16 protein-coding genes and 1 pseudogene are annotated in these 18,457 nt (G+C 72.6%); 10 read left to right on the plus strand and 7 right to left on the minus strand.

The window, feature by feature from the left end; translation table 11 throughout:
* The first annotated feature begins 44 nt into the window (after positions 1-44).
* The 6 genes from BSB02_RS39930 to BSB02_RS26885 all read left to right on the plus strand — a co-directional run bounded on the left by BSB02_RS39930 (position 45) and on the right by BSB02_RS26885 (position 6,196).
* Entirely contained in the window at positions 45-890 is an 846-nt protein-coding gene (locus BSB02_RS39930) for a hypothetical protein (protein WP_143591199.1), read from the plus strand.
* Positions 887-2,824: an ATP-dependent zinc metalloprotease FtsH gene (ftsH, locus tag BSB02_RS26865; RefSeq protein WP_276206358.1), complete on the plus strand. Its 1,938-nt coding sequence runs from the start codon at positions 887-889 to the stop codon at positions 2,822-2,824. The genes BSB02_RS39930 and ftsH overlap by 4 nt, the downstream gene beginning before the upstream one ends.
* A 93-nt stretch (positions 2,825-2,917) precedes the next feature.
* Positions 2,918-3,460 carry a DUF937 domain-containing protein gene (locus BSB02_RS26870; protein ID WP_158088733.1) on the plus strand — a complete coding sequence of 181 codons (543 nt, stop codon included), beginning with the start codon at positions 2,918-2,920 and terminating at the stop codon, positions 3,458-3,460.
* A 98-nt stretch (positions 3,461-3,558) separates the two neighbouring features.
* On the plus strand, positions 3,559-4,140 hold the full coding sequence (locus BSB02_RS26875; RefSeq protein WP_084963171.1) for a Maf family protein: 582 nt from the start codon (positions 3,559-3,561) through the stop codon (positions 4,138-4,140).
* 10 nt (positions 4,141-4,150) lie between these two features.
* Positions 4,151-4,879: an EI24 domain-containing protein gene (locus BSB02_RS26880; RefSeq protein WP_084963173.1), complete on the plus strand. Its 729-nt coding sequence runs from the start codon at positions 4,151-4,153 to the stop codon at positions 4,877-4,879.
* 198 nt (positions 4,880-5,077) lie between these two features.
* On the plus strand, positions 5,078-6,196 hold the full coding sequence (locus tag BSB02_RS26885) for a DUF4192 domain-containing protein (RefSeq protein ID WP_084963175.1): 1,119 nt from the start codon (positions 5,078-5,080) through the stop codon (positions 6,194-6,196).
* Between the two features lie 145 nt (positions 6,197-6,341).
* Here the strand turns inward: BSB02_RS26885 and BSB02_RS26890 are convergent, their stop codons facing one another.
* On the minus strand, positions 6,342-6,680 hold the full coding sequence (locus tag BSB02_RS26890; RefSeq protein ID WP_084963178.1) for a hypothetical protein: 339 nt from the start codon (positions 6,678-6,680) through the stop codon (positions 6,342-6,344).
* A gap of 168 nt (positions 6,681-6,848) precedes the next feature.
* Between BSB02_RS26890 and BSB02_RS26895 the strand changes: the two genes are divergently transcribed.
* Positions 6,849-7,412 carry a DUF1707 and DUF4870 domain-containing protein gene (locus tag BSB02_RS26895; protein WP_240506671.1) on the plus strand — a complete coding sequence of 188 codons (564 nt, stop codon included), beginning with the start codon at positions 6,849-6,851 and terminating at the stop codon, positions 7,410-7,412.
* A 563-nt stretch (positions 7,413-7,975) separates the two neighbouring features.
* On the opposite strand, the gene BSB02_RS42520 is transcribed toward BSB02_RS26895, so the two are convergent.
* The gene (locus BSB02_RS42520) at positions 7,976-8,665 is read right to left on the minus strand and encodes a septal ring lytic transglycosylase RlpA family protein (RefSeq protein ID WP_240506672.1); all 690 of its coding nucleotides are present in this window, start codon (positions 8,663-8,665) and stop codon (positions 7,976-7,978) included.
* A gap of 462 nt (positions 8,666-9,127) precedes the next feature.
* Positions 9,128-9,573: pseudogene (tnpA, locus tag BSB02_RS26905) on the minus strand (IS200/IS605 family transposase).
* Between the two features lie 73 nt (positions 9,574-9,646).
* On the opposite strand from tnpA, the gene BSB02_RS26910 reads away from it, so the two are divergent.
* Complete coding sequence (locus BSB02_RS26910; protein ID WP_084963182.1) at positions 9,647-10,789, plus strand: RNA-guided endonuclease InsQ/TnpB family protein; 1,143 nt, start codon at positions 9,647-9,649, stop codon at positions 10,787-10,789.
* Positions 10,790-10,842: 53 nt separating this feature from the next.
* On the opposite strand, the gene BSB02_RS26915 is transcribed toward BSB02_RS26910, so the two are convergent.
* The 3 genes from BSB02_RS26915 to BSB02_RS26925 are packed head-to-tail and all read right to left on the minus strand — an operon-like array spanning position 10,843 to position 16,032.
* Complete coding sequence (locus BSB02_RS26915) at positions 10,843-12,384, minus strand: ATP-dependent DNA ligase (RefSeq protein WP_084963184.1); 1,542 nt, start codon at positions 12,382-12,384, stop codon at positions 10,843-10,845.
* 14 nt (positions 12,385-12,398) lie between these two features.
* Positions 12,399-12,902 (minus strand): nitroreductase/quinone reductase family protein, encoded by a 504-nt coding sequence (locus BSB02_RS26920; protein ID WP_084963186.1) that lies wholly within the window; start codon positions 12,900-12,902, stop codon positions 12,399-12,401.
* Entirely contained in the window at positions 12,895-16,032 is a 3,138-nt protein-coding gene (locus tag BSB02_RS26925) for an ATP-binding protein (protein ID WP_084963188.1), read from the minus strand. The genes BSB02_RS26920 and BSB02_RS26925 overlap by 8 nt, the downstream gene beginning before the upstream one ends.
* 65 nt (positions 16,033-16,097) lie before the next feature.
* Between BSB02_RS26925 and BSB02_RS26930 the strand changes: the two genes are divergently transcribed.
* Positions 16,098-16,454: an NAD(P)H-dependent oxidoreductase gene (locus BSB02_RS26930; RefSeq protein WP_084963191.1), complete on the plus strand. Its 357-nt coding sequence runs from the start codon at positions 16,098-16,100 to the stop codon at positions 16,452-16,454.
* Entirely contained in the window at positions 16,451-17,956 is a 1,506-nt protein-coding gene (locus BSB02_RS26935; protein ID WP_084963193.1) for an MFS transporter, read from the plus strand. Before BSB02_RS26930 ends, BSB02_RS26935 begins: the two co-directional genes overlap by 4 nt.
* A 100-nt stretch (positions 17,957-18,056) precedes the next feature.
* On the opposite strand, the gene BSB02_RS26940 is transcribed toward BSB02_RS26935, so the two are convergent.
* Positions 18,057-18,431: an FKBP-type peptidyl-prolyl cis-trans isomerase gene (locus BSB02_RS26940; RefSeq protein WP_084963195.1), complete on the minus strand. Its 375-nt coding sequence runs from the start codon at positions 18,429-18,431 to the stop codon at positions 18,057-18,059.
* Positions 18,432-18,457 lie beyond the last annotated feature (26 nt).

Here is an 18,457-nt window from a genome sequence, read left to right on the forward strand (position 1 = left end):
GATGCCGTACGCTCCCGATCGTGCTCGATGGGGAAGGTGAGACCGTGGGTCCTCGAGTCGTGACTTCCCCTCCCAAGCGGTCCCTCATCGGCGATCTGCGGATGAAGGTGGTCTACCGGGGGCTGGCCGTGGCGGCCGTCGTGCTCGGCGCGCTGGCCTGGCTGGTGCCCTCGCTTGGGCAGGGAGCGCCGGAGGAGGGGTCGGCACGGCCGGTCGCCGCGCCATCGGCGGTGCCGTCCTCGTCCGGCTCCGCCGTGCCGTCCGTGGAGCCGTCCGTGGCCGCGGGCGCGTCGCCGCCGCCCAGCGCCTCGCCGACGCCCGGCGCGAGGCCGGCGCCGACCAAGGGGGCCAGGCTCGCGCCCGGCTACACCGCCATGGAGGCCCTGCAGGCCGACCCCCGCGTCCCCGGCCTGCCCGAACGCCTCCCGCTCAAGGCCGCCGCCCGGCTGAAGGTCCCCTCCGTCAAGGACAGCCGCTCGGGACTGCTCCTGCCGCGCCTGGGCAGGCCGTGGAGCCGGTACGGCTCGGGCCCGTTCGAGACCAGGCAGGTCATCCGCGGGACGAAGGCCATGTTCGTCACCGCGCCCGTGCCCATCGAGCCGCAGCGCGAGATCCGCGACACCGCCCTGCTGACCGCCCGCTGGACGCTCAACCACCACCCCAAGGGCGCCAGGATCAGGTGGGTCGCCTCCCAGCGCGTCTCCAAGGGCTGGCTGCTGGTCTACCGCGTCGTGTACGGCAGGCGCTCCTCGCTCGCCGCGGTCGCCGTGGTCGACGGCGGCGGGGCCAAGCCCGGCATGGCGTTCGTCACCGTCCCCGACTCGCGCAAGAGCCAATGGCGGCACGTGGCCCGCATCGCGGGCGCCGTGCGTGCCATAGGCTCGAAGTGAGTGATCGCAAGGGGGAGGTGGCCGTGGAGCGCTCTGGCCCGCCGGCACAGGAACAGGACAAGGACAAGCCGAAGCCGTGGCGGGCCGAAGGCCTCCCCGGCACGCCGGGCGGACGCCCGAAGATCAACTGGATGCGGTTCGCGCTGACGCTGCTGGCGGTCTACGCGGTCTTCTTCCTGATCTCGTCCTTCTTCGACGCCGACGCACCGGAGACGATCTCCTACACCCAGTTCACCACGCAGGTGAACGCCGGGAACGTCAAGGAGGTCTACGCGACCGGCTACTCGGTCGAGGGCGTGCTGAAGCAGCCGGCCACCGACCCCGACGACAACCGCGCCTACACCAAGTTCGTCACCGAGATCCCCGTCTTCGCCAGCGACGAGCAGCTCTACCAGAGCCTCGTCGGCAAGGGCGTGCAGATCGTCGCCGAGTCGCCCACGCAGGGCCGCGGCCTGTTCTGGAACCTGGTGCTGTCGCTGCTGCCCGTGCTGCTGCTGGTCGGCCTGTGGGTGTGGATCATGCGACGCGGCGCCAGCCTCATGGGCGGCGGCGGGCTGGCCGGGCTCGGCAAGTCCAAGGCGGCCAAACCGGTCGAGGCCGGGAAGGTGCGCGTCAACTTCGACGACGTCGCGGGCATCGACGAGGTCGAGGCCGAGCTGGTCGAGATCGTCGACTACCTCAAGGACCCGGCCAAGTACCGCCGGCTGGGGGCCAAGCTGCCCAAGGGCATCCTGCTCGCCGGCCCGCCCGGCACCGGCAAGACGCTGCTGGCCCGCGCGGTCGCCGGAGAGGCCAATGTGCCGTTCTTCTCCGCCAGCGCCTCGGAGTTCATCGAGATGATCGTCGGCGTCGGCGCCTCGCGGGTGCGCGACCTGTTCGAGGAGGCGCGCAAGGTCGCGCCGTCGATCATCTTCATCGACGAGATCGACGCCATCGGCCGCGCCCGCGGCGGCGCCAGCGGCATCGGCGGCCACGACGAGCGGGAGCAGACGCTCAACCAGATCCTCACCGAGATGGACGGCTTCTCCGGCGCCGAGGGCGTCATCGTGATCGGCGCGACGAACCGCCCCGAGGTGCTGGATCCCGCCCTGCTGCGTCCCGGGCGCTTCGACCGCACCGTGGTGGTCTCCCCGCCCGACGCCAAGGGACGCGCCGAGATCCTCAAGGTCCACACGCGCGGGGTGCCACTGGACGCCGACGTCTCCCTGGAGCAGCTCGCCAAGACCTCGCCCGGGATGACCGGCGCCGACCTGGCCAACCTCGTCAACGAGGCCGCCCTCCTGGCCGCCAAGCGGGGCAAGGAGAAGGTCTCCATGGCCGACTTCGCCGACGCGCTGGAGAAGCTCCAGCTCGGCGCGGCCCGCAGCATCGTCATGCCGGAGGAGGAGCGCAGGCGGACCGCCTACCACGAGGCGGGCCACGCCCTGCTCGGCATGCTTCAGCCGGGCGCCGACCCGGTGCGGAAGATCTCGATCATCCCCCGCGGGCGGGCGCTCGGGGTGACCCTGTCGACGCCCGACACGGACCGGTACAACTACGACTACGACTACCTCCGGGGCCGCATCATCGGCGCGCTGGGCGGGATGGCCGCCGAGGAGGTCGTCTACGGCGTGATCACCACGGGGTCGGAGAGCGACCTGGAGCAGGTCACGATGATCGCCCGCGGCATGGTCGGGCGCTGGGGGATGTCGGAGAAGATCGGGCCGCTGACGATCCTGCCGAGCGAGGGCCAGCCGCAGGCCGCGCCCGCGACGCTGGCGGCGGTGGACGACGAGGTCCGGCGGATCGTGGACGAGTGCTACGAGCAGGCCGTGCGGCTGCTGAAGGAGAACCGGGAGCGGCTGGACGCGATCGTCGAGGCCCTGCTGGAGCACGAGACGCTGGACGAGGAGGCGGCCTACGCCGCGGCGGGGCTGCCCAGGAAGACGGAGTAGGCGTCCCGCCCTTGGCGTAATTTGGCGATCACCGGTAGGTCCCTCGATCAATCCCCGGGGACGCTCCACCAGAGCGACGATCGGGGGACTGCCGTGACACTCAACGACGAGCTCCTTGAGCAGCTGGGCCAGTCCGGCCTAGAGCAGATCGCCGGCCTCCTCGGCACCGACCTGGCCATGGCGCGCCAGGTGATCGAGGCGGCGACCGGCGCCATCGTCGGTGGCATGGCCCGCAACGCCCGGGAGCTCGAAGGCGCGCACGCCCTGCTCAGCGCCCTCGACGAGCACGCTCAGCGCAACCCCTTCACCGCCGACGTCCACGCGCTGAGCAGGGACGGGCAGGGCATCCTCGACCACGTCCTGGGCGAGCAGGGGATCATGCGGGTGGCCGCCGGCATCTCCAAGTTCGCCGGGATCGACAGGAGGGCCATCATGAGGCTGCTGCCCCTGATCGCTCCGATGGTGATGTCCCTGCTGGCGGACCGCGTGCGGCGGCAGGACATGGACGCGGGCCAGGTGGCCGGGGAGCTCAGGCGGGAGACCTCGGCGATCTCCAACGCGCTGGGCGGGCTGCTGAACGCCGTGCTGGGCGGATTCGGCGACGGGCCCCGGCCGTATCCGGACGAGACGCAGTAGCGCGGGCCGTACGCGGAGGGGATGCGGGAGGGCAGGCCGTACCCGGAAGGGGACACGGGGCCGCCGGGCGGGCCGTGGACCGTTGGTAGGCTGGGGCGATGATCGTCCTGGCCTCGGCTTCCAGTGCCCGGCTGGCGCTCCTGCGCGGCGCGGGCATAGATCCCAAGGTGATCGTCAGCGGTGTCGACGAGGAGGCGATCACCGCGCCCACGCCCGCCCAGCTCGCGCTCCGCCTCGCCCAGGAGAAGGCGCGCAAGGTCGCCGCCGGGCTGTCGGAGGGCGTGGTGATCGGCTGCGACTCGGTCCTGGAGCTCGACGGCAGGCCGTACGGCAAGCCGGGCACCGCCGAGGTGGCCGTCGAGCGGTGGCGGATGATGCGCGGCCGGACCGGGCGGCTGATCACCGGGCACTGCCTGATCGACGTGGCCGCGGGGCGGGAGGTCGCGGCCGAGGCGGCGACCGTCGTGCGGTTCGGGACGCCGTCGGAGGAGGAGATCGCGGCCTACGTGGCGACCGGCGAGCCGCTGGGCCTGGCCGGGGGTTTCTCGCTGGACGGCTACGGCGGGTGGTTCGTGGAGCGCATCGACGGCGACCACGGGAACGTGCTGGGCCTCTCGCTGCCGCTGGTGCGCTCGCTGCTGGAGGATCTCGGGTACGCGGTGACCGACTTCTGGCGCTAGGTTTCTGGCCATGCGTGAGTTCTTCGGCGGGGTCGGGTGCTTCTTCCAGGGGCTCGGCTGGGTGGCCAGGAACGGTCGGTGGTGGCTGTTCGGGCTGATCCCGGCGGTGATCGCGTTCGCGGTGTATGTGGCCGCGCTGGTGCTGCTGGGGATCTACGCCTTCGACATCGCCGACGCCCTCACGCCCTTCGCCGACTCGTGGAGCTGGCGCGATGCGTTCCGCACGGCGCTGGGCTTCGTCATCTTCCTGGGCGGGCTGGCGCTGGCGGTGATCACGTTCGCGGCGCTGACCCTGGCGATCGGGGAGCCGTTCTACGAGCGGCTGTCGGGGGAGGTGGACCCGGTGCCGGGGCACGAGGAGCAGCCCTGGTGGCGGACCCTGCCGCGGTCCATCCGTGACAGCCTGGTGACGTTGTTCTATGTGCTGCTGTTCACGGTTCCGTTGTTCGTGCTGGGGTTCGTTCCGGTCGTCGGGCAGACGGTGGTGCCGGTGATCGGGGCCGCCATTTCCGGATTTTTCCTGACAGTGGAGCTCACGACGCTGGCCATGGAGCGCCGCGGGCTGGCCCGCAAGGCGCGCTTCGCCCTGCTCAGGAAGAACCTGCCGCTGGCCCTGGGGTTCGGCGTGCCGGTCTTCCTGCTGTTCCTGATCCCGCTGCTCGCGGTGCTCGTCATGCCGGCCGCCGTCGCGGGCGCGGCCCTGCTGGTGCGCAACCGGCTGGCGCCGCGGGCCGTGTGACGGCGGGGCGGCGGCAGTCCCCGGCGGGCGGACCACAGCATCGCTGTCGCCCCAGCGGGCGGACGACGGCCTCGCGGTCTGCCGCAGCGGGCGGACGGCGTCGCCGTTATCCCCAGCGGCGGGCGACGGCCTCGCGGTTATCCCCAGAGCGGCTTTCGGCGGCCGGGCCGCCGTCCCGATCCGGCACCCTCATGGCCCATGACCACCGACGCCGCCGAGGCCCCGCTCAGCCTCACCAGCCCGTTCGACATCCTGGCCGCTGTGCCCTACCTTCTGGGGTTCCACCCCGCCGACAGCCTCATCGTCCTGGGGCTGGTCCACACGCGCCTGCAGTTCACGGCCCGATGGGGCCTCCCGCTCCCCGACGACGCCCTCGCGCCGCTCGGCGGGCTCGTCCGGCGTGAGGGCATCACGCACCTCATCGCCGTCGGCTACGGCCCCGGCCCCCTGGTCACTCCGGCGACCGACGAGCTGAGACGGGTCGCGGCCGGGCACGGCACTCCCGTCACCGAGGCGCTGCGAGCCGAGGGCGGCCGGTTCTGGTCGTATACCTGCGACCTCCCCGGCTGCTGCCCGCCCGACGGCACGCCGTACGACTCGACGACCACCGAGGTCGCCGCCCGCGCCACCCTCAAGGGCATGGTCGCGCATCCCGACCGGGAGAGCCTGGAGCGCGTCGTCGCCCCCTCGACCGGCCCGGTACGGCTGGCCATGCGCCGCGCGACCGCCGAGGCCGCCGCCTGTCTGGCCACCCGGATGTCCGCGTGCCGCGACCCCGACACCCTCGCCAAGGAGCTCGTCGCCGAGGGCCTGGCGCGGGTCCACGAAAGCCTCGCCCTCGCCGCGGCGGGCGGGCGGCTCGACGACCGGCAGGCCGCCCGCCTGGGCTTCGACCTGGCCGTGGTGCGGGTGCGCGACGAGGCCTGGACCCTGTCCACCGAGTCCCATCTCGCCCTCTGGAAGGACCTCACGCGGCGAATGGAGCCTCGCTTCGTCCCGCCGGCCGCCTCGCTCCTCGCCATGGCGTCCTGGCGCACGGGCGACTGCGTCCTGGCCTCCATCGCGCTGGAGCGCGCCCTGGCGATCGACCCTGACTACTCCATGGCGGTGCTGCTCCGGCACGCCCTGGACAATCTGCTGGCGCCCCGGCTGCTGACGGAGCGCATGCCGACGCCGTCGGAGCTCGACGCGACCATGGGCACGCCCACCGCGGCCTGGCTGATTCCCATGCTGGAGCTGCTCGACGACGCCGGCCCGACCGCGCGAGGGCAACGCCGCTCCATTGCGCGCCACGCCGACGACCCGCCTTACCCATGACCGGAATTCTCTTGCCGTCGCCGATCCGTACTCGCGAGCTGAGCAGCGCGTTCGTCAAACGCCGTGGCGGGAGGACACGGAAATTCGCCATGCGGCGCGACGCCGTACTCCTGTCGCGTTTCGAAAGTTTCGAAAAACGGCCGGCTCAGGTCTCTTCGCGACGGCGGCGCTCGTTGTACGCGCGCATGCGGGCCGGATATCCGGTGAGGTTCACGTCATACACGGGGAGGCCCAGACCATGGGCGACCTTGCGGATGACCGCGGGGGAACCGACGCGCCGCCGGGTCCATTCGCCGTCGTCGGCCACGGCGACGGCGGTGGTGTCGGTCGCGAACGTCTCGGGTTCGACGTAGAACTCGACGCCGCGCCTGGATTTGGCGAAGGCGATGAGCGCTTCGATGTCGGAGTCGGTCGCCTCGCGGTCGAACCTCGCGACCTTCGGTCCACGCAGGCGCCGGAGTCCATAGCGGTCACGCCATCTCATGACTCCTTTTTATATCGTCATGCAGCCCGGCGCGTCGGGGCTTATTAGGGGACACTTCGGGGTTCGCCCCGATGTCTGAAACTCCGGCGGGAGGCACGATGGGAGGACAACGCTCGATCTGAAGGGAACGGCATGGCTCGCATGGCAGGGGCGCCCACACCACCTCCGATGCCGGGACAGGTGCCCATGGAGCAGCTGCGCGTCGGCAACCAGGATCGCGAGAACGTGGTGGAGCACGTCAAGGCCGCCTACGCGGAGGGCCGGTTCGACAAGCTCGAGTTCGACGACCGGCTCGAGCGCGCGATGACGGCCAGGACGCATGCCGACCTCATGCCCATCATGCAGGAGCTGTACGGCACGCGCCCGGCTCCGATGGTCAGGCCCGCGCCCGTGGCGATGCACCGCCCGTCCGGCCACACGGAAAGCAACGAGCGCCTGGGCGCGGCGGTGTCACACTGGCTCGCCGCGGTCGGCCTCCCCATCGTGGGCCCGCTGATCCTGCTGCTGACCGCGGGCAAGACGTCGCCCTATGTCCGCGCCCACGCGGTGGAGTCCTTGAACTTCCAGATCACGGTGCTCGGCGCCACGATCCTGCTGCCCATCACGGTCGTCGGCGTCGTGCTCGTCCCGGTCGTGTTGGTGGCGGCGTTCGTCCTGGCGGTCGCGGGCGGCATCTCGGCACTGTCGGAGAGCAATTTCCGCTACCCGATGACTTTGCGCCTGGTGAGGTAGGGGGTTCTGCCGCTCGGGGCCTTGTGACGCGGCGACCTGCCGTCGACCTGCCCGACCTGCCCGACCTGCGGTCGATTGGCCGCCTCAAGATGCGGCCGCACGCCTCAGCTCGCTGCCTGGTCCCGGTGCCTGGTCCCGCTGCTTGATCTCGGTGTCCGGCCTCGGTGCCTGGCCGAGTTCGCAGCTGTGCCGAGTTCGCAGACGTGTGACCGACCGCGTGACGGGCCGTGTGTGACCAGCCATGTGTGGTCTAACCCCGGTGAACCATGACCGGCTCCGGCACCGCCATTGCCTCGACCGCTGCCAGGCCGCCCTGACCAGCGGTCGAACGACGAGCGGTCGGCCACTCGCCAGCGGCCGACCCGATGAGCCCTCATCACTTAGCCCTCATCACTTAGCCCTCATCACTTAGCCCTCATCACTGAGCGCTCATCACTGAAGGAGCGGCATGCCGGTACGGTCCATCCGCACAAAGGTGGGCGTGGGGGTGGCTCAGGGCGAGCGCTGGGGCGTTCCCGCACACGGAAGGTGACGGGAGGCCCCAACGCTGGGCATGGCCTGGCTCAGCGTGCCAGGACCTCGTACTTCACCCGCATGACCCCGGAGCCGAGGTTCCCGATGGCGTCGAAGGCGGCCCTGGACAGGTCGAGGCAGCGGCCCCCGACGTACGGGCCACGGTCGTTGATGCGCACGACCACCGAGTCGCCGTTCGACGGGTTCGTCACCCTGACCTTGCTGCCCATGGGCAGGGTCTTGTGGGCTGCCGTCATCGCGGAGGGGTTGAAGCGCTCGCCGCTGGCGGTCATCTGGCCTTCGGCGTAGTAGGAGGCGCCGCAGGCGCCGGAGGCGATGACCCGCTTGCGGGGCTTCGCCTTCGCGGGGGTCGCCTTGGCGGGCAGCGGCTTGGCGAGGGCGCCCTTGTTCGACGACGGGGAGGCGGTCGCCGCGGGGGTACGCGGGGCGGCGGGGCGCGCGGCCGAGTTCGGCTGCCGCGCCGGGGAGGAGGTGGGAAGCGGCGTGGTCGAGGCCGTCGTGGAGGGCGCCGCGTCGAGGGGCTGGCGGAGGGAGGCGCTGCTCGACGGCGCGCCCGCGGTGGTCTTCATGGCGCTGGCCGCCGGTGCCTCGTCGCGGGCCACGGTGGCCCAGGCGGCGGTGGAGGCGGCGGCGAGCACCGCGGCACCGGCCGCGACGGCGGTCCAGCCGCGCTTGACGGGGGTGAACTGACGAGACGGCTTGCTGGAATGCTGGCCCAAGGAGAACCACGGTCCTAGATCGGGGACAAGGACAAGGACCTGGCCGGAAGGAACGTCAGCCAAGTCCCATGGGCGGGCAAAGCGAAACCCGCAACGGGGTCGAACCTATGCGGAGTGAACCAGCCAATGGCAAATTAAACGGACAAAACGTGATATTTATCACTTATGGGGCAATCTTGATTGCAAGGTCATCGAGGGCCACAAAGGCTCCGGCGGGCTCCTGGTCCGGACCGTGCCGCGGGTGCGGTGGCGGGCCGCCAGCCGTGGCATAACAGCAGTTCAAGACCGTGAATGGCGTGGTGGTCAGGACCTGGCAATGAGCTGAGACGAGCCGATGCGCCCTCTTGCGCCGGGGTCAACGTGAAGTGCCGGGGCAGAGCAGACGGACGCGAGCCGTTCAGGACAGCGGCCACCAGGACAGCAGTCGCGGAGCGCTGCAGCCGCCGCCAGGACGGCGCCCGTTCAGCGGCGTCTAGCGAGGAACCTCGGGCGTTTACGCCGGGAGGAGTCGCTCCCCCGAACCTGGGGTTTTGTGTCCGGACGCCTCTGGTTTCCGATGTACTCTTTGATGATCGACAGGGGCGCCGCCGCGGGAGACGGCGAGGTAGGAGGGGGGCCAGAGGTGGCCGCCCCACAGATATTTGCCGATATGACCGGGGTATTCCTTGCTCAGCAGCCTGGATGAGACGCCCTTGAGGCTGTTGACCAGAACCGGCAAGGCGACCTTGGGCGGGTAGTGGACCAGCAGATGGACATGGTCGTGCTCGCCGTTGAACTCCACCAGGGCGGTGCCGAAGCTGTCACACCTCGATCGTGATGTCCCCGCAGCGGCGCAGGATCTCGTCGATGAACACCTTCCGCCGATACATGGGTGTGAAGGCCAAGGGGGCGTCCAGGCGGTAGACCATGCTGCGGCCTCGTTGGATATCGGGGTTCGGTTCCCACCGCGGCGACGTGGACCGAACGATAGTGTGTTCGATTGTGAGGCTGGTGGTGCAGGTGAAGCCATTGCCGACGCCCGAGCAGGCGGCGGCGTTGGAGGCCACCCTGCATACCGTCAACCGGGCCGCGACACTGGTCGCCCGCATCGCCCACCAGCAGCGCTGCTTCCGCAACTTCGACCTGCGCAAACACGCCTACGCGCGGATCAAGGCGGAGTTCGGGCTGGCCGCCCAGGCCGCCCAGCATGTGATCAAGAAGGTTGCCGACGCCTACCGGACGCTGCACGCCAACCTGGCGGTCGGCAACCTCGGCAAGCCCGGCTCGCGGCGGCGACGGGCGGCAGAGACCCGGCCGATCGTCTTTCGCTCCCGCGCTGCCCAGCCCTACGATGACCGCTGCCTGTCCTGGCAGCACGCCACCCGGACGGTGTCGATCTGGACGGTGGCCGGGCGGCTGAAAGCCGTCGCCTTCACGGGCTCGGCCCGGCAACTCGCCCTGCTCGCCGAGCATCGGCGTGGCGAGTCGGACCTGATCTGGCGGGAGGGGGCCTGGTATCTGTACGCCACCGTGGAGGTGCCCGATCGCCCCGTGGCCGCCCCCGACGGCTTCGCCGGGGTGGATCTGGGCATCGCCAACATCGCCACGACCAGCGACGGCATCCGACACAGCGGCAAGCACCTGAACGCCTTGCGCCACCGCCACCGCGAACTGCGCCGCCGCCTGCAGGCCAAGAAGACCAAGTCGGCCAAGCGGCTACTCAAGCGGCGGCGCCGTAAGGAAGCGCGGCTCGCCGCGCAGGTCGACCACGCCATCGCCAAGCAGATCGTGACCGAGGCAGAACGCACCGGACGCGGGATCGCTCTGGAAGATCTGGGCGGTATCCGCGAGCGGGTACGGCTTCGCAAGCCCCAGCGGGTCACCCTGCACTCGTGGAGTTTCCATCAACTGGGAGCCTTCATCACCTCCAAGGCCGCCAGGGCCGGGGTGGCCGTGATCTTCGTGAAGGCGGCCTACACCTCCCAGGAATGCTCCGCCTGCCATCACATCGATAAACGCAACCGGCCCGACCAGGCCACCTTCTCGTGTACGTCGTGCGGCTTCGCTGAGCACGCCGACGTCAACGCAGCCCGCACCATCGCCTCACGCGGTGAGACGGGCTGGGCAGTGAGTCACGCTGCCTGACGCGGACCAGACCGTGCACTCCATGTACGGCGAGGAGCTGCAAGCTCGGTCGTTTACGGCCGAGAAGCTGACAACATCAACGACCTGACGGTCTCCACCGTGTCCGCGTCCTCCGGCCGCTTGTCCGGCCGATACCGCAACACCCGGGCGAACCGCAGAGCCATCCCCCCGGGATAGCGCGGCGAATGCTGCACCCCGTCGAACGCGATCTCCACCACCAGCTCGGGCCGTACCTTCACCACCCACGAGTCGGTCGGCCCGTCCGCGATCTCCAGGAACCGCTCCGTCTGCCACGTCAGCAGCTCGTCCGTCAGCCCCTTGAACGTCTTGCCGAGCATCACGAACCCGCCCGTGTCGGGGTCTCGGGCGCCCAGGTGCAGGTTGGACAGCCAGCCCTCGCGCCGCCCGTGCCCCCACTCGGCGGCCAGCACCACCAGGTCGAGCGTGTGCCGGGGCTTGACCTTGATCCATCCCGATCCGCGCCGTCCGGCCGCGTAGACGGAGGCCGGCGACTTGACCACCAGCCCCTCGTGCCCCGCCCTGACCGCGTCGGCGAACCACTTCTCGGCCTCCGCCACGTCCTGCGTGACCAGCCGCGGAGTGATCAGTTCGGCGGGGACGACCCGCGCGAGCGCCTCCTGGCGCACGGAGTACGGCTCGTCCAGCAGATCCCGCCCGTCCAGCCGCAGCAGGTCGAAGAAGAACACGCTCAGCGGCGTCGTCTCCCGCAGCCGCGCCACGTCGTTCTTGGTGGTCGCCCGGCTCGCCGTGACCTGGAACGGGTGCGGGCGGCCGTCGGGACGCAGCGCGATGACCTCGCCGTCGAGGACGATGTCGGCGGCCGGGAGGGCGAGGACCGCCTCGACGAGCTCGGGGACCTGGCGGGTGATCTGGTCGAGCGTGCGGGTGAAGACCTTGACCTCCTGGCCGGAGCGGTGCGTCTGGACGCGGATGCCGTCGAGCTTCCACTCCAGCGCCGCCGTGCCGCCGACCTTCTCCAGGGCGGCCGCGACGTTGGGCGCGCTGCCCGCGAGCATCGGCGCGACCGCCCGCCCCACCTCCAGCTTGACCGCCCGCAGCGCTGCCACGCCGCCCGACAGCGCGGCGGCGCCCACCGCGGGCAGCCAGCCGCGCAGCGTGAGCGCCCGGCGGACCTCGGCGGCCGGCGCGCCGGAGGCCTTGGCGACGGCCTCGATCATGACCCCTTCGAGCGCGCCCTGGCGCAGCTCGCCGCTCAGCAGCCGGACCAGGAACGCCTGCTCCTGCGTGGTGAGCCCGGCGAACAGCTCGTCGACCAGCGCCTTGCGCATGGCCTGCGAGCCCGGCCCGGCGACCGCCTTGATCCGGCTGAGCAGCGCGTCGACGTCGGTGAGCGTCGCCGTGGCCACGAGCTTGGGCGGCGGCAGCTCCTGCAGGGCGCGCCAGCCGACGCCGACCTGCCGCTGCGGCAGCTCGCCGGACAGGTAGGAGATCGCGATCTCCGCCTCCTCGGGCGGCACGCGGCTCAGCAGCTCGGCCAGGTGGCCGATCTTGCCCAGCCGGGCCGACGTCCGAGTGACCGCCTCCGACACCCGCACCACGTCGATGAACAGCACACCGCTATCGTGCCCTACCCGGACGACAAACGCCCCTCCGCTTCGGGGCCGACGCGCTCCAGCACCACCACCGGGATCTCGTGCCGCGCCGCCGCCTCGTAACGCCGGTAGATCGGGGCCCGGCCGAGCATCATCCGCCACAGGCGCTCGCGTTCGGCGCCGCCCGCCGTACGCGCGCGGACCCTGAACCGCTCGGCCTTGACCTGCACCTCGGCCTCAGGCGTGGCGACCAGGTTGAGATACCAGTCGGGCAGCCGCTCGCGTCCCGGGACCGAGCCCGAGGCCACCAGGACGTAGCGGTCGCCGTCCCGGCCGAAGAACAGCCCGGTACGGCGCGGCCGCCCGCTGACGCGGCCGACGGTGGTGAGGACCAGGTTCGTCGTGCCGCCCTCGAGGTAGCCGTCCGCGCCGCCGGTGCGCAGGTAGCGCTGCACGTGCTCGGCCACCGACGGGTCGGCGCTGTCGGTCGCGTGGTCCCAGGCCGATCCGGAAGCGTGGGAAGGAGCCTCGTCAGTCATGCGCCCATGACGCCACGGCGGCCTTCGGCTTTCCTTCGGATCTGCCTCGGGCGTAGGCGTCGGCGAACCGCCGTTCGCCCAGCGCCGCCCGCGCGGTCGCGCCGATGCGGTTCACGTCCCCGCGCTCCGCCGCGGGCAGCGGCGCCCCGACCGACTCCCGCAGCGCCGCGGCTACGCCCAGCAGCCGCGCGGCCTCCTCGGCGGCGCCCGCCGCCGCCTCCACCCCCGCCAGGCCCTCGAAGGCCAGCGCGAGCGCACGCGGGTCACCGGTCTTGCGCGCCGCCTCCAGCCCTTCCTCGTGCAGCGTCCGCGCCGCCTCCAGGTCGCCGCGCTGCTCGGCGACGAAGCCCAGCTCGGCCAGGATCAGGGCCAGCGCGATGGCCGAGCCGAGCCGCCGGTCCCAGTCCAGCCACTCGCGCAGGTGCGCCTCCGCCTCGTCGAGCCGCCCCTGCCGCCGCGCGCTCAGCGCCAGCCCGAGGGCCGCGTACTCCTGCCCGATCGTGTACCCCTGCTCGGCCGCCAGCTTCCCGGCCCGCCGGTGCAGCTCGTCGGCCTGCGCGTGGTCGCCGGTCAGCAGGGCGATCCGGCCCAGCTCGGACAGCGCGTCGCTGACCTCGGTCCACAGCCCCAGTTCCTCGGCCATGCGCAGCCCTTCGCGGTGCAGGCGGGCGGCACGCCGGTAGTCGCCGGTGATCTGGGCGTGCCAGCCGAGGGCGACGGTGGCGTGCAGCCTGCCCCACTGGTCTCCGAGCTCGGTGAACAGCGCCCGGCTGCGCTCGCCGTACTCCCGCATCGAGGCCAGGTCGCTGCGCAGCAGAGCCCGCCGCGCGGACGTGCTGAGGGCGGCGGCGATGCCCCACTGGTCCCCGATCGCTCGGAAGACGGCGAGCGTCGGCTCGATGTCGGCGGGCTCGCCGATGCCGAGCATGGCGAAGGCGAGGTACCACTGGGCGCGCGTACGGCCTGCCAGGTCGTCGAGGTCCCGGTGCGGTACGGCGGGCGGAACCGGCTCGGCGGGGCCGGGCGGCTCGCCCATGCGCAGGGCGAAGGCGCTCCGCCAGAGTCTCGCGGTGACGGCGGCCGGGCTCTGCCCGTCGAGCGCGAGGGCGGCCTCCAGCGACCTGCGCCCCTCGCCGAGCCGGCCGCGCAGCACCCAGTACCAGGCCAGCGAGGTGGCCAGGCGCAGCGCGGTGTCGCCGTCGCCGTGCCGTACCGCGTCGTCGAGGGCGGCGCGCAGGTTGGCCGCCTCGGCGTCGAGCCGCCGCAGCCACTCGCGCTGCGCCGGGCCGCGCAGGTGCACGTCGGCCGTGGCGGCGAAGGCCGCGTAGTGGCGGCGGACGCGCCGGTGGACCTCCTCCCACTCGCCCGCCTCGCGCAGCCGCTCCTGGCAGTAGGCGGCCACCGACTCCAGCAGCCGGTACCGGGGCAGGCCGCCGTGCTCGGCGAACACCACCAGGGAGCGGTCGACCAGCCCCGCCAGCAGGTCGAGCACGTCCAGGCCCGGCTCGCCGCACGTGGCCTCCGCGGCCTCCAGCGTGCAGCCGTCGGCGTGGACGGCCAGGCGGCGCAGCACGGTCCGCTCCTGCTCGCCGAGGAGCTCCCAGCTCCAGTCGATCATCGCGCGGAGGGTGCGCTGCCGGGCGGGCGCGTCGGCGTGGCCGCCGGTCAGCACCCGGAAGCGGTCCTCCAGCCGGGCGCGCAGCCCGCTCAGGCCGAGCGTGCGCACGCGCGTGGCGGCCAGCTCGACGGCCAGCGGGATGCCGTCGAGGCGGCGGCAGACGGCGGCGACCGTCTCGGCGTTGCCTGAGTCGAGCGTGAAGCCGGGCGCGGCGCGTGCCGCGAACAGGCGCACCGCCTCCTCCTCGGTCAGCGGCGGCACCCGCCACAGCGTCTCGCCGGCCACCCCGAGCGGGCGCTGGCCGGTCGCCAGGACGCGCAGGCCCGGTACGGCCCGCAGCAGCCGCGACACGAGGCGCGCGGCGGCGTCGGCCACGTGCTCGCAGTTGTCCAGGACGAGCAGCATCCGCCTGTCGCGCAGGGCGTCGGCGAGCCGTTCCACGGGTTCGCGGGCGGCCTGCCCGCTCTCGTCGCGGATCAGCAGCGTGGCCGCGACCGTCTCCGCGACCGCCCGGTCGGCGTCCCCCGGCCGCGCGGGAATCGCCGCCAGCTCCACCAGCCACACGCCGTCGTCGAAGGCGCCGGCCAGCCGGCGCGCCGCCTCCACCGCCAGGCGTGTCTTGCCCACCCCGCCCGGTCCCGTGAGCGTGACGAGGCGGGCGTCGCCCAGCAGGCCCGCGATGAGCTCCAGGGCGCCGTCGCGCCCGATGAGGTCGCTGACCGGAGCCGGCAGGTTGGTCGCGGCGGGCCGGGCGGAGGCGGCGCGGAGGGCGGGGTCGCGCCGCAGGATGGCCCGGTGCAGCGCGACGAGCTCCGGTCCCGGGTCCAGGCCCAGCTCCTCGGCCAGCCGCTCCCGCAGGTCCCGGTACGCCTCCAGCGCCTCCCGCTGCCGTCCGGCCAGGTAGAGCGCCCGCAGGTGGGCCGCGCGCAGCCGCTCGCGGAACGGGTGCCGCGCCACCAGGTCGCCCAGCTCGTCGGCCAGCAAGGCGTGCTCACCCAGGTCCAGCCGGGCCTCGGCCAGCTCCTCCTGCGCCGTGAGCCGCAGCTCGGCCAGCCGTGCCGCCTCGGTCCTGGCGAACTCCTCGTCGGCGAAGTCGACGAGCGCCGGCCCCCGCCACAGCGAGAGGGCCTCGCCGAGCAGGTCCGCCCGGGCCCGCGGAGACCCGGCTGAGCGGGCGCGGGCCAGCAGGTCCTCGAAGCGGCGGACGTCCACCGCGCCCGGCGGGACGTCGAGCACGTAACCGGGGGAGTGGGAGCGGACCAGCGCACGCCCGCCGGGCTCGGCGTCCTCCAGGGCCCGCCGCAGCTGGGAGACCCGGCTCTGCAGCGCGGCGGCGGGGTTGGCGGGCAGGCGGGCGGGCCACAGGTGGTCGATCAGCCGATCGGCGGGCACCACCCGACCCGCGTCGATCACCAGCTCGGCCAGCAGCGCGCGGACTTTGACCTCGGGAATCCGCACCGGCCTGCCGTCGGAGGTCCACACCGCGAGCGGACCCAGCACCCCGAAGCGCATGGTCGCCACGGTACCCAATGCCGATCTGAAGGATTTCCGAAGCCCCTCCCCGCACGGTGGGCGGCATGGAGCGGATCCGAGTGGCGATCATCGCCGACCGCGCCGGGCCCGGCCGCGCTCTGGCCGACCGGCTGGCCGACCTCGCGTGCGAGCGGGGCGACCTCGAGGCCGACCTCCTCGACCTCGCGGTCGCGTGCCTGCCGTGCGAGGGCGAGGGCGGCGGCCCCTGCGAGGACACCCCGCCGCAGGTGCGCGACCTCTCGCCGTGGCTCGCGGCGGCCGACGCGTACGTGCTGGTCATCCCCGAGCTGGCGTGGTTCGCCCGGGAACTGGCCGGCAAGCCCGTCGTCCTGGCCGCCCCGGAGGCGGCGGATCTCCTCTTCGACGACCTGATCGGCAAGCTGAGGAAGGACCATTCATGACCGTCGAGACCCGGGCCGGAGCCAGGCAGTGGCTCGGCCTGGCCGTGCTGCTCTTGCCCACCGTGCTGCTGTTCCTGGCCATGACCGTGCTGTTCCTGGCCACCCCGAAGATCGCGGCGGACCTGCGGCCCAGCGCGGCCGAGCTGCTGTGGATCAACGACGTCTACGGCTTCATGATGGCCGGGCTGCTGGTGGCCATGGGCACCGTCGGCGACAGGATCGGCCGGCGCAGGGTGCTGCTGTTCGGCGCGATCGCGTTCGGCGCGGGCTCCGCGGCGGCGGCGTTCGCCCCGAATGCCGCGGTGCTGATCGCCGCCCGCGCCGTCATGGGGGTCGGCGCGTCGGCCATCATGCCCTCCACGCTCTCGCTCATCGGCGTCCTGTTTGAGGACCCGCGCCAGCGGGGCACCGCGATCGGCATGTGGGCGGCGTCGGTGTCGGTCGGCGTGGCCGTCGGGCCTCTGGTCGGTGGGCTGCTGCTGGAGTCCTTCTGGTGGGGTGCGGCCCTGCTGGCGGGCGTGCCGGTGATGGCGCTCGTGGTGGTGGGCGCGCCGCTGCTGGTGCCGGAGTACCGCGACGCGCGGGCCGGCACGCCCGACCTGCCCAGCGTCGCGCTGTCGATGGCGGCGCTGCTGCCGTTCGTCTACGGCGTCAAGGAGCTGGCCAGGGCGGGGCTCACCCTCACCGCGGTCGCGACGATCGCGCTCGGCTCGCTGCTCGCGGCGGCGTTCGTGCGGCGGCAGCTCACCCTGGCCACCCCGCTGCTGGACGTCAGGCTCTTCCGCGACCGCGTCTTCAGCGGCTCTCTGGGCGTCTTCATGCTGAGCGCGATCGCCCTGGGCGGGGTGTACCTGCTGTTCACCCAGTACCTCCAGCTCGTGGCGGGCCTGTCGCCCCTGGAGGCCGGCCTGTGGATCCTGCCCGCGGCGCTGGCTCTCGTCGCCGTCTCCACGCTGGCCCCGGCCGTCGCGCGGCGCGTGCGCCCGGCCTACGTCGTGGCCGCCGGGACCGCGCTGTCGGTGGCCGGCTATCTGGTGCTCACCCAGGTCGGCAGCGTGGGCGGGCTGCCGCTGCTCATCACCGGGTTCTACCTGCTGTATCCGGGCATGGCGCCGACGATGGCCCTCACCACGAACCTGGTGATCGGCTCGGCCCCGCCGGAGAAGGCGGGCGCCGCCTCGGCGGTCAACACCACGGCCAGCGACCTGGGCGTCTCGCTCGGCATCGCGATCCTGGGCAGTGTCGGCGCGGCCGTCTACCGCGCCCAGCTGCCGGCCTCCGCGCCGCCCGAGGCGGTGGAGAGCCTGGCGGGCGCGCTCGGCGACCCCGCCCTGGAGGCGACGGCACGCGCCGCCTTCGCCGGCGGGCTCAACGTGGCGAGCGGTGTCGCGGCGCTGCTGGCGCTCGCGGCCGTGATCCTGTCGGTGACGCTCCTGCGCCGCGTCCCCGCCGCGGGCCGGGCGTCCGAGGAGGAGGCGGCGCCGGAGCCGGTCGCCGCCTGAGGGTTGCGGCACCGCGGGGGAAGAGGACGCCGCGGCGGTGCCGTACAGCGGGAAGGGGCGGGCCCGGACGTCGGGCCCGCCCCTTCCCGAGGCGTCGCGCTCAGCGCACGCCGAGCAGGTCCACCATGAAGATGAGCGTCTCGCCGGGCTTGATGACGTTGCCCGCGCCCATGTTGCCGTAGCCGAGGTGCGGCGGGATGACCAGCTTGCGCCGGCCGCCGACCTTCATGCCGGCCACGCCCTGGTCCCAGCCGGCGATGACCCGTCCCCCGCCCAGCGGGAACTCGAACGGCGTCCCCCGGTTCCAGGAGGCGTCGAACTCCTCGCCCGTCGAGAAGGCCACGCCGACGTAGTGGACGCTGACGGTGTGACCGGGCTTGGCCTCGGGGCCGTCGCCCTCGACGACGTCGACGATCTGCAGGTCGGCGGGCGGTGCGCCGTCCGGGAAGTCGATCTCCGGCTTCTCCAGTGCCACGTGCTACTCCTTGTTCTGCGCGAAAT

The sequence above is a fragment of the Thermoactinospora rubra genome (assembly GCF_002093975.1).
In the GTDB taxonomy this organism is placed as follows: domain Bacteria; phylum Actinomycetota; class Actinomycetes; order Streptosporangiales; family Streptosporangiaceae; genus Nonomuraea; species Nonomuraea rubra_A.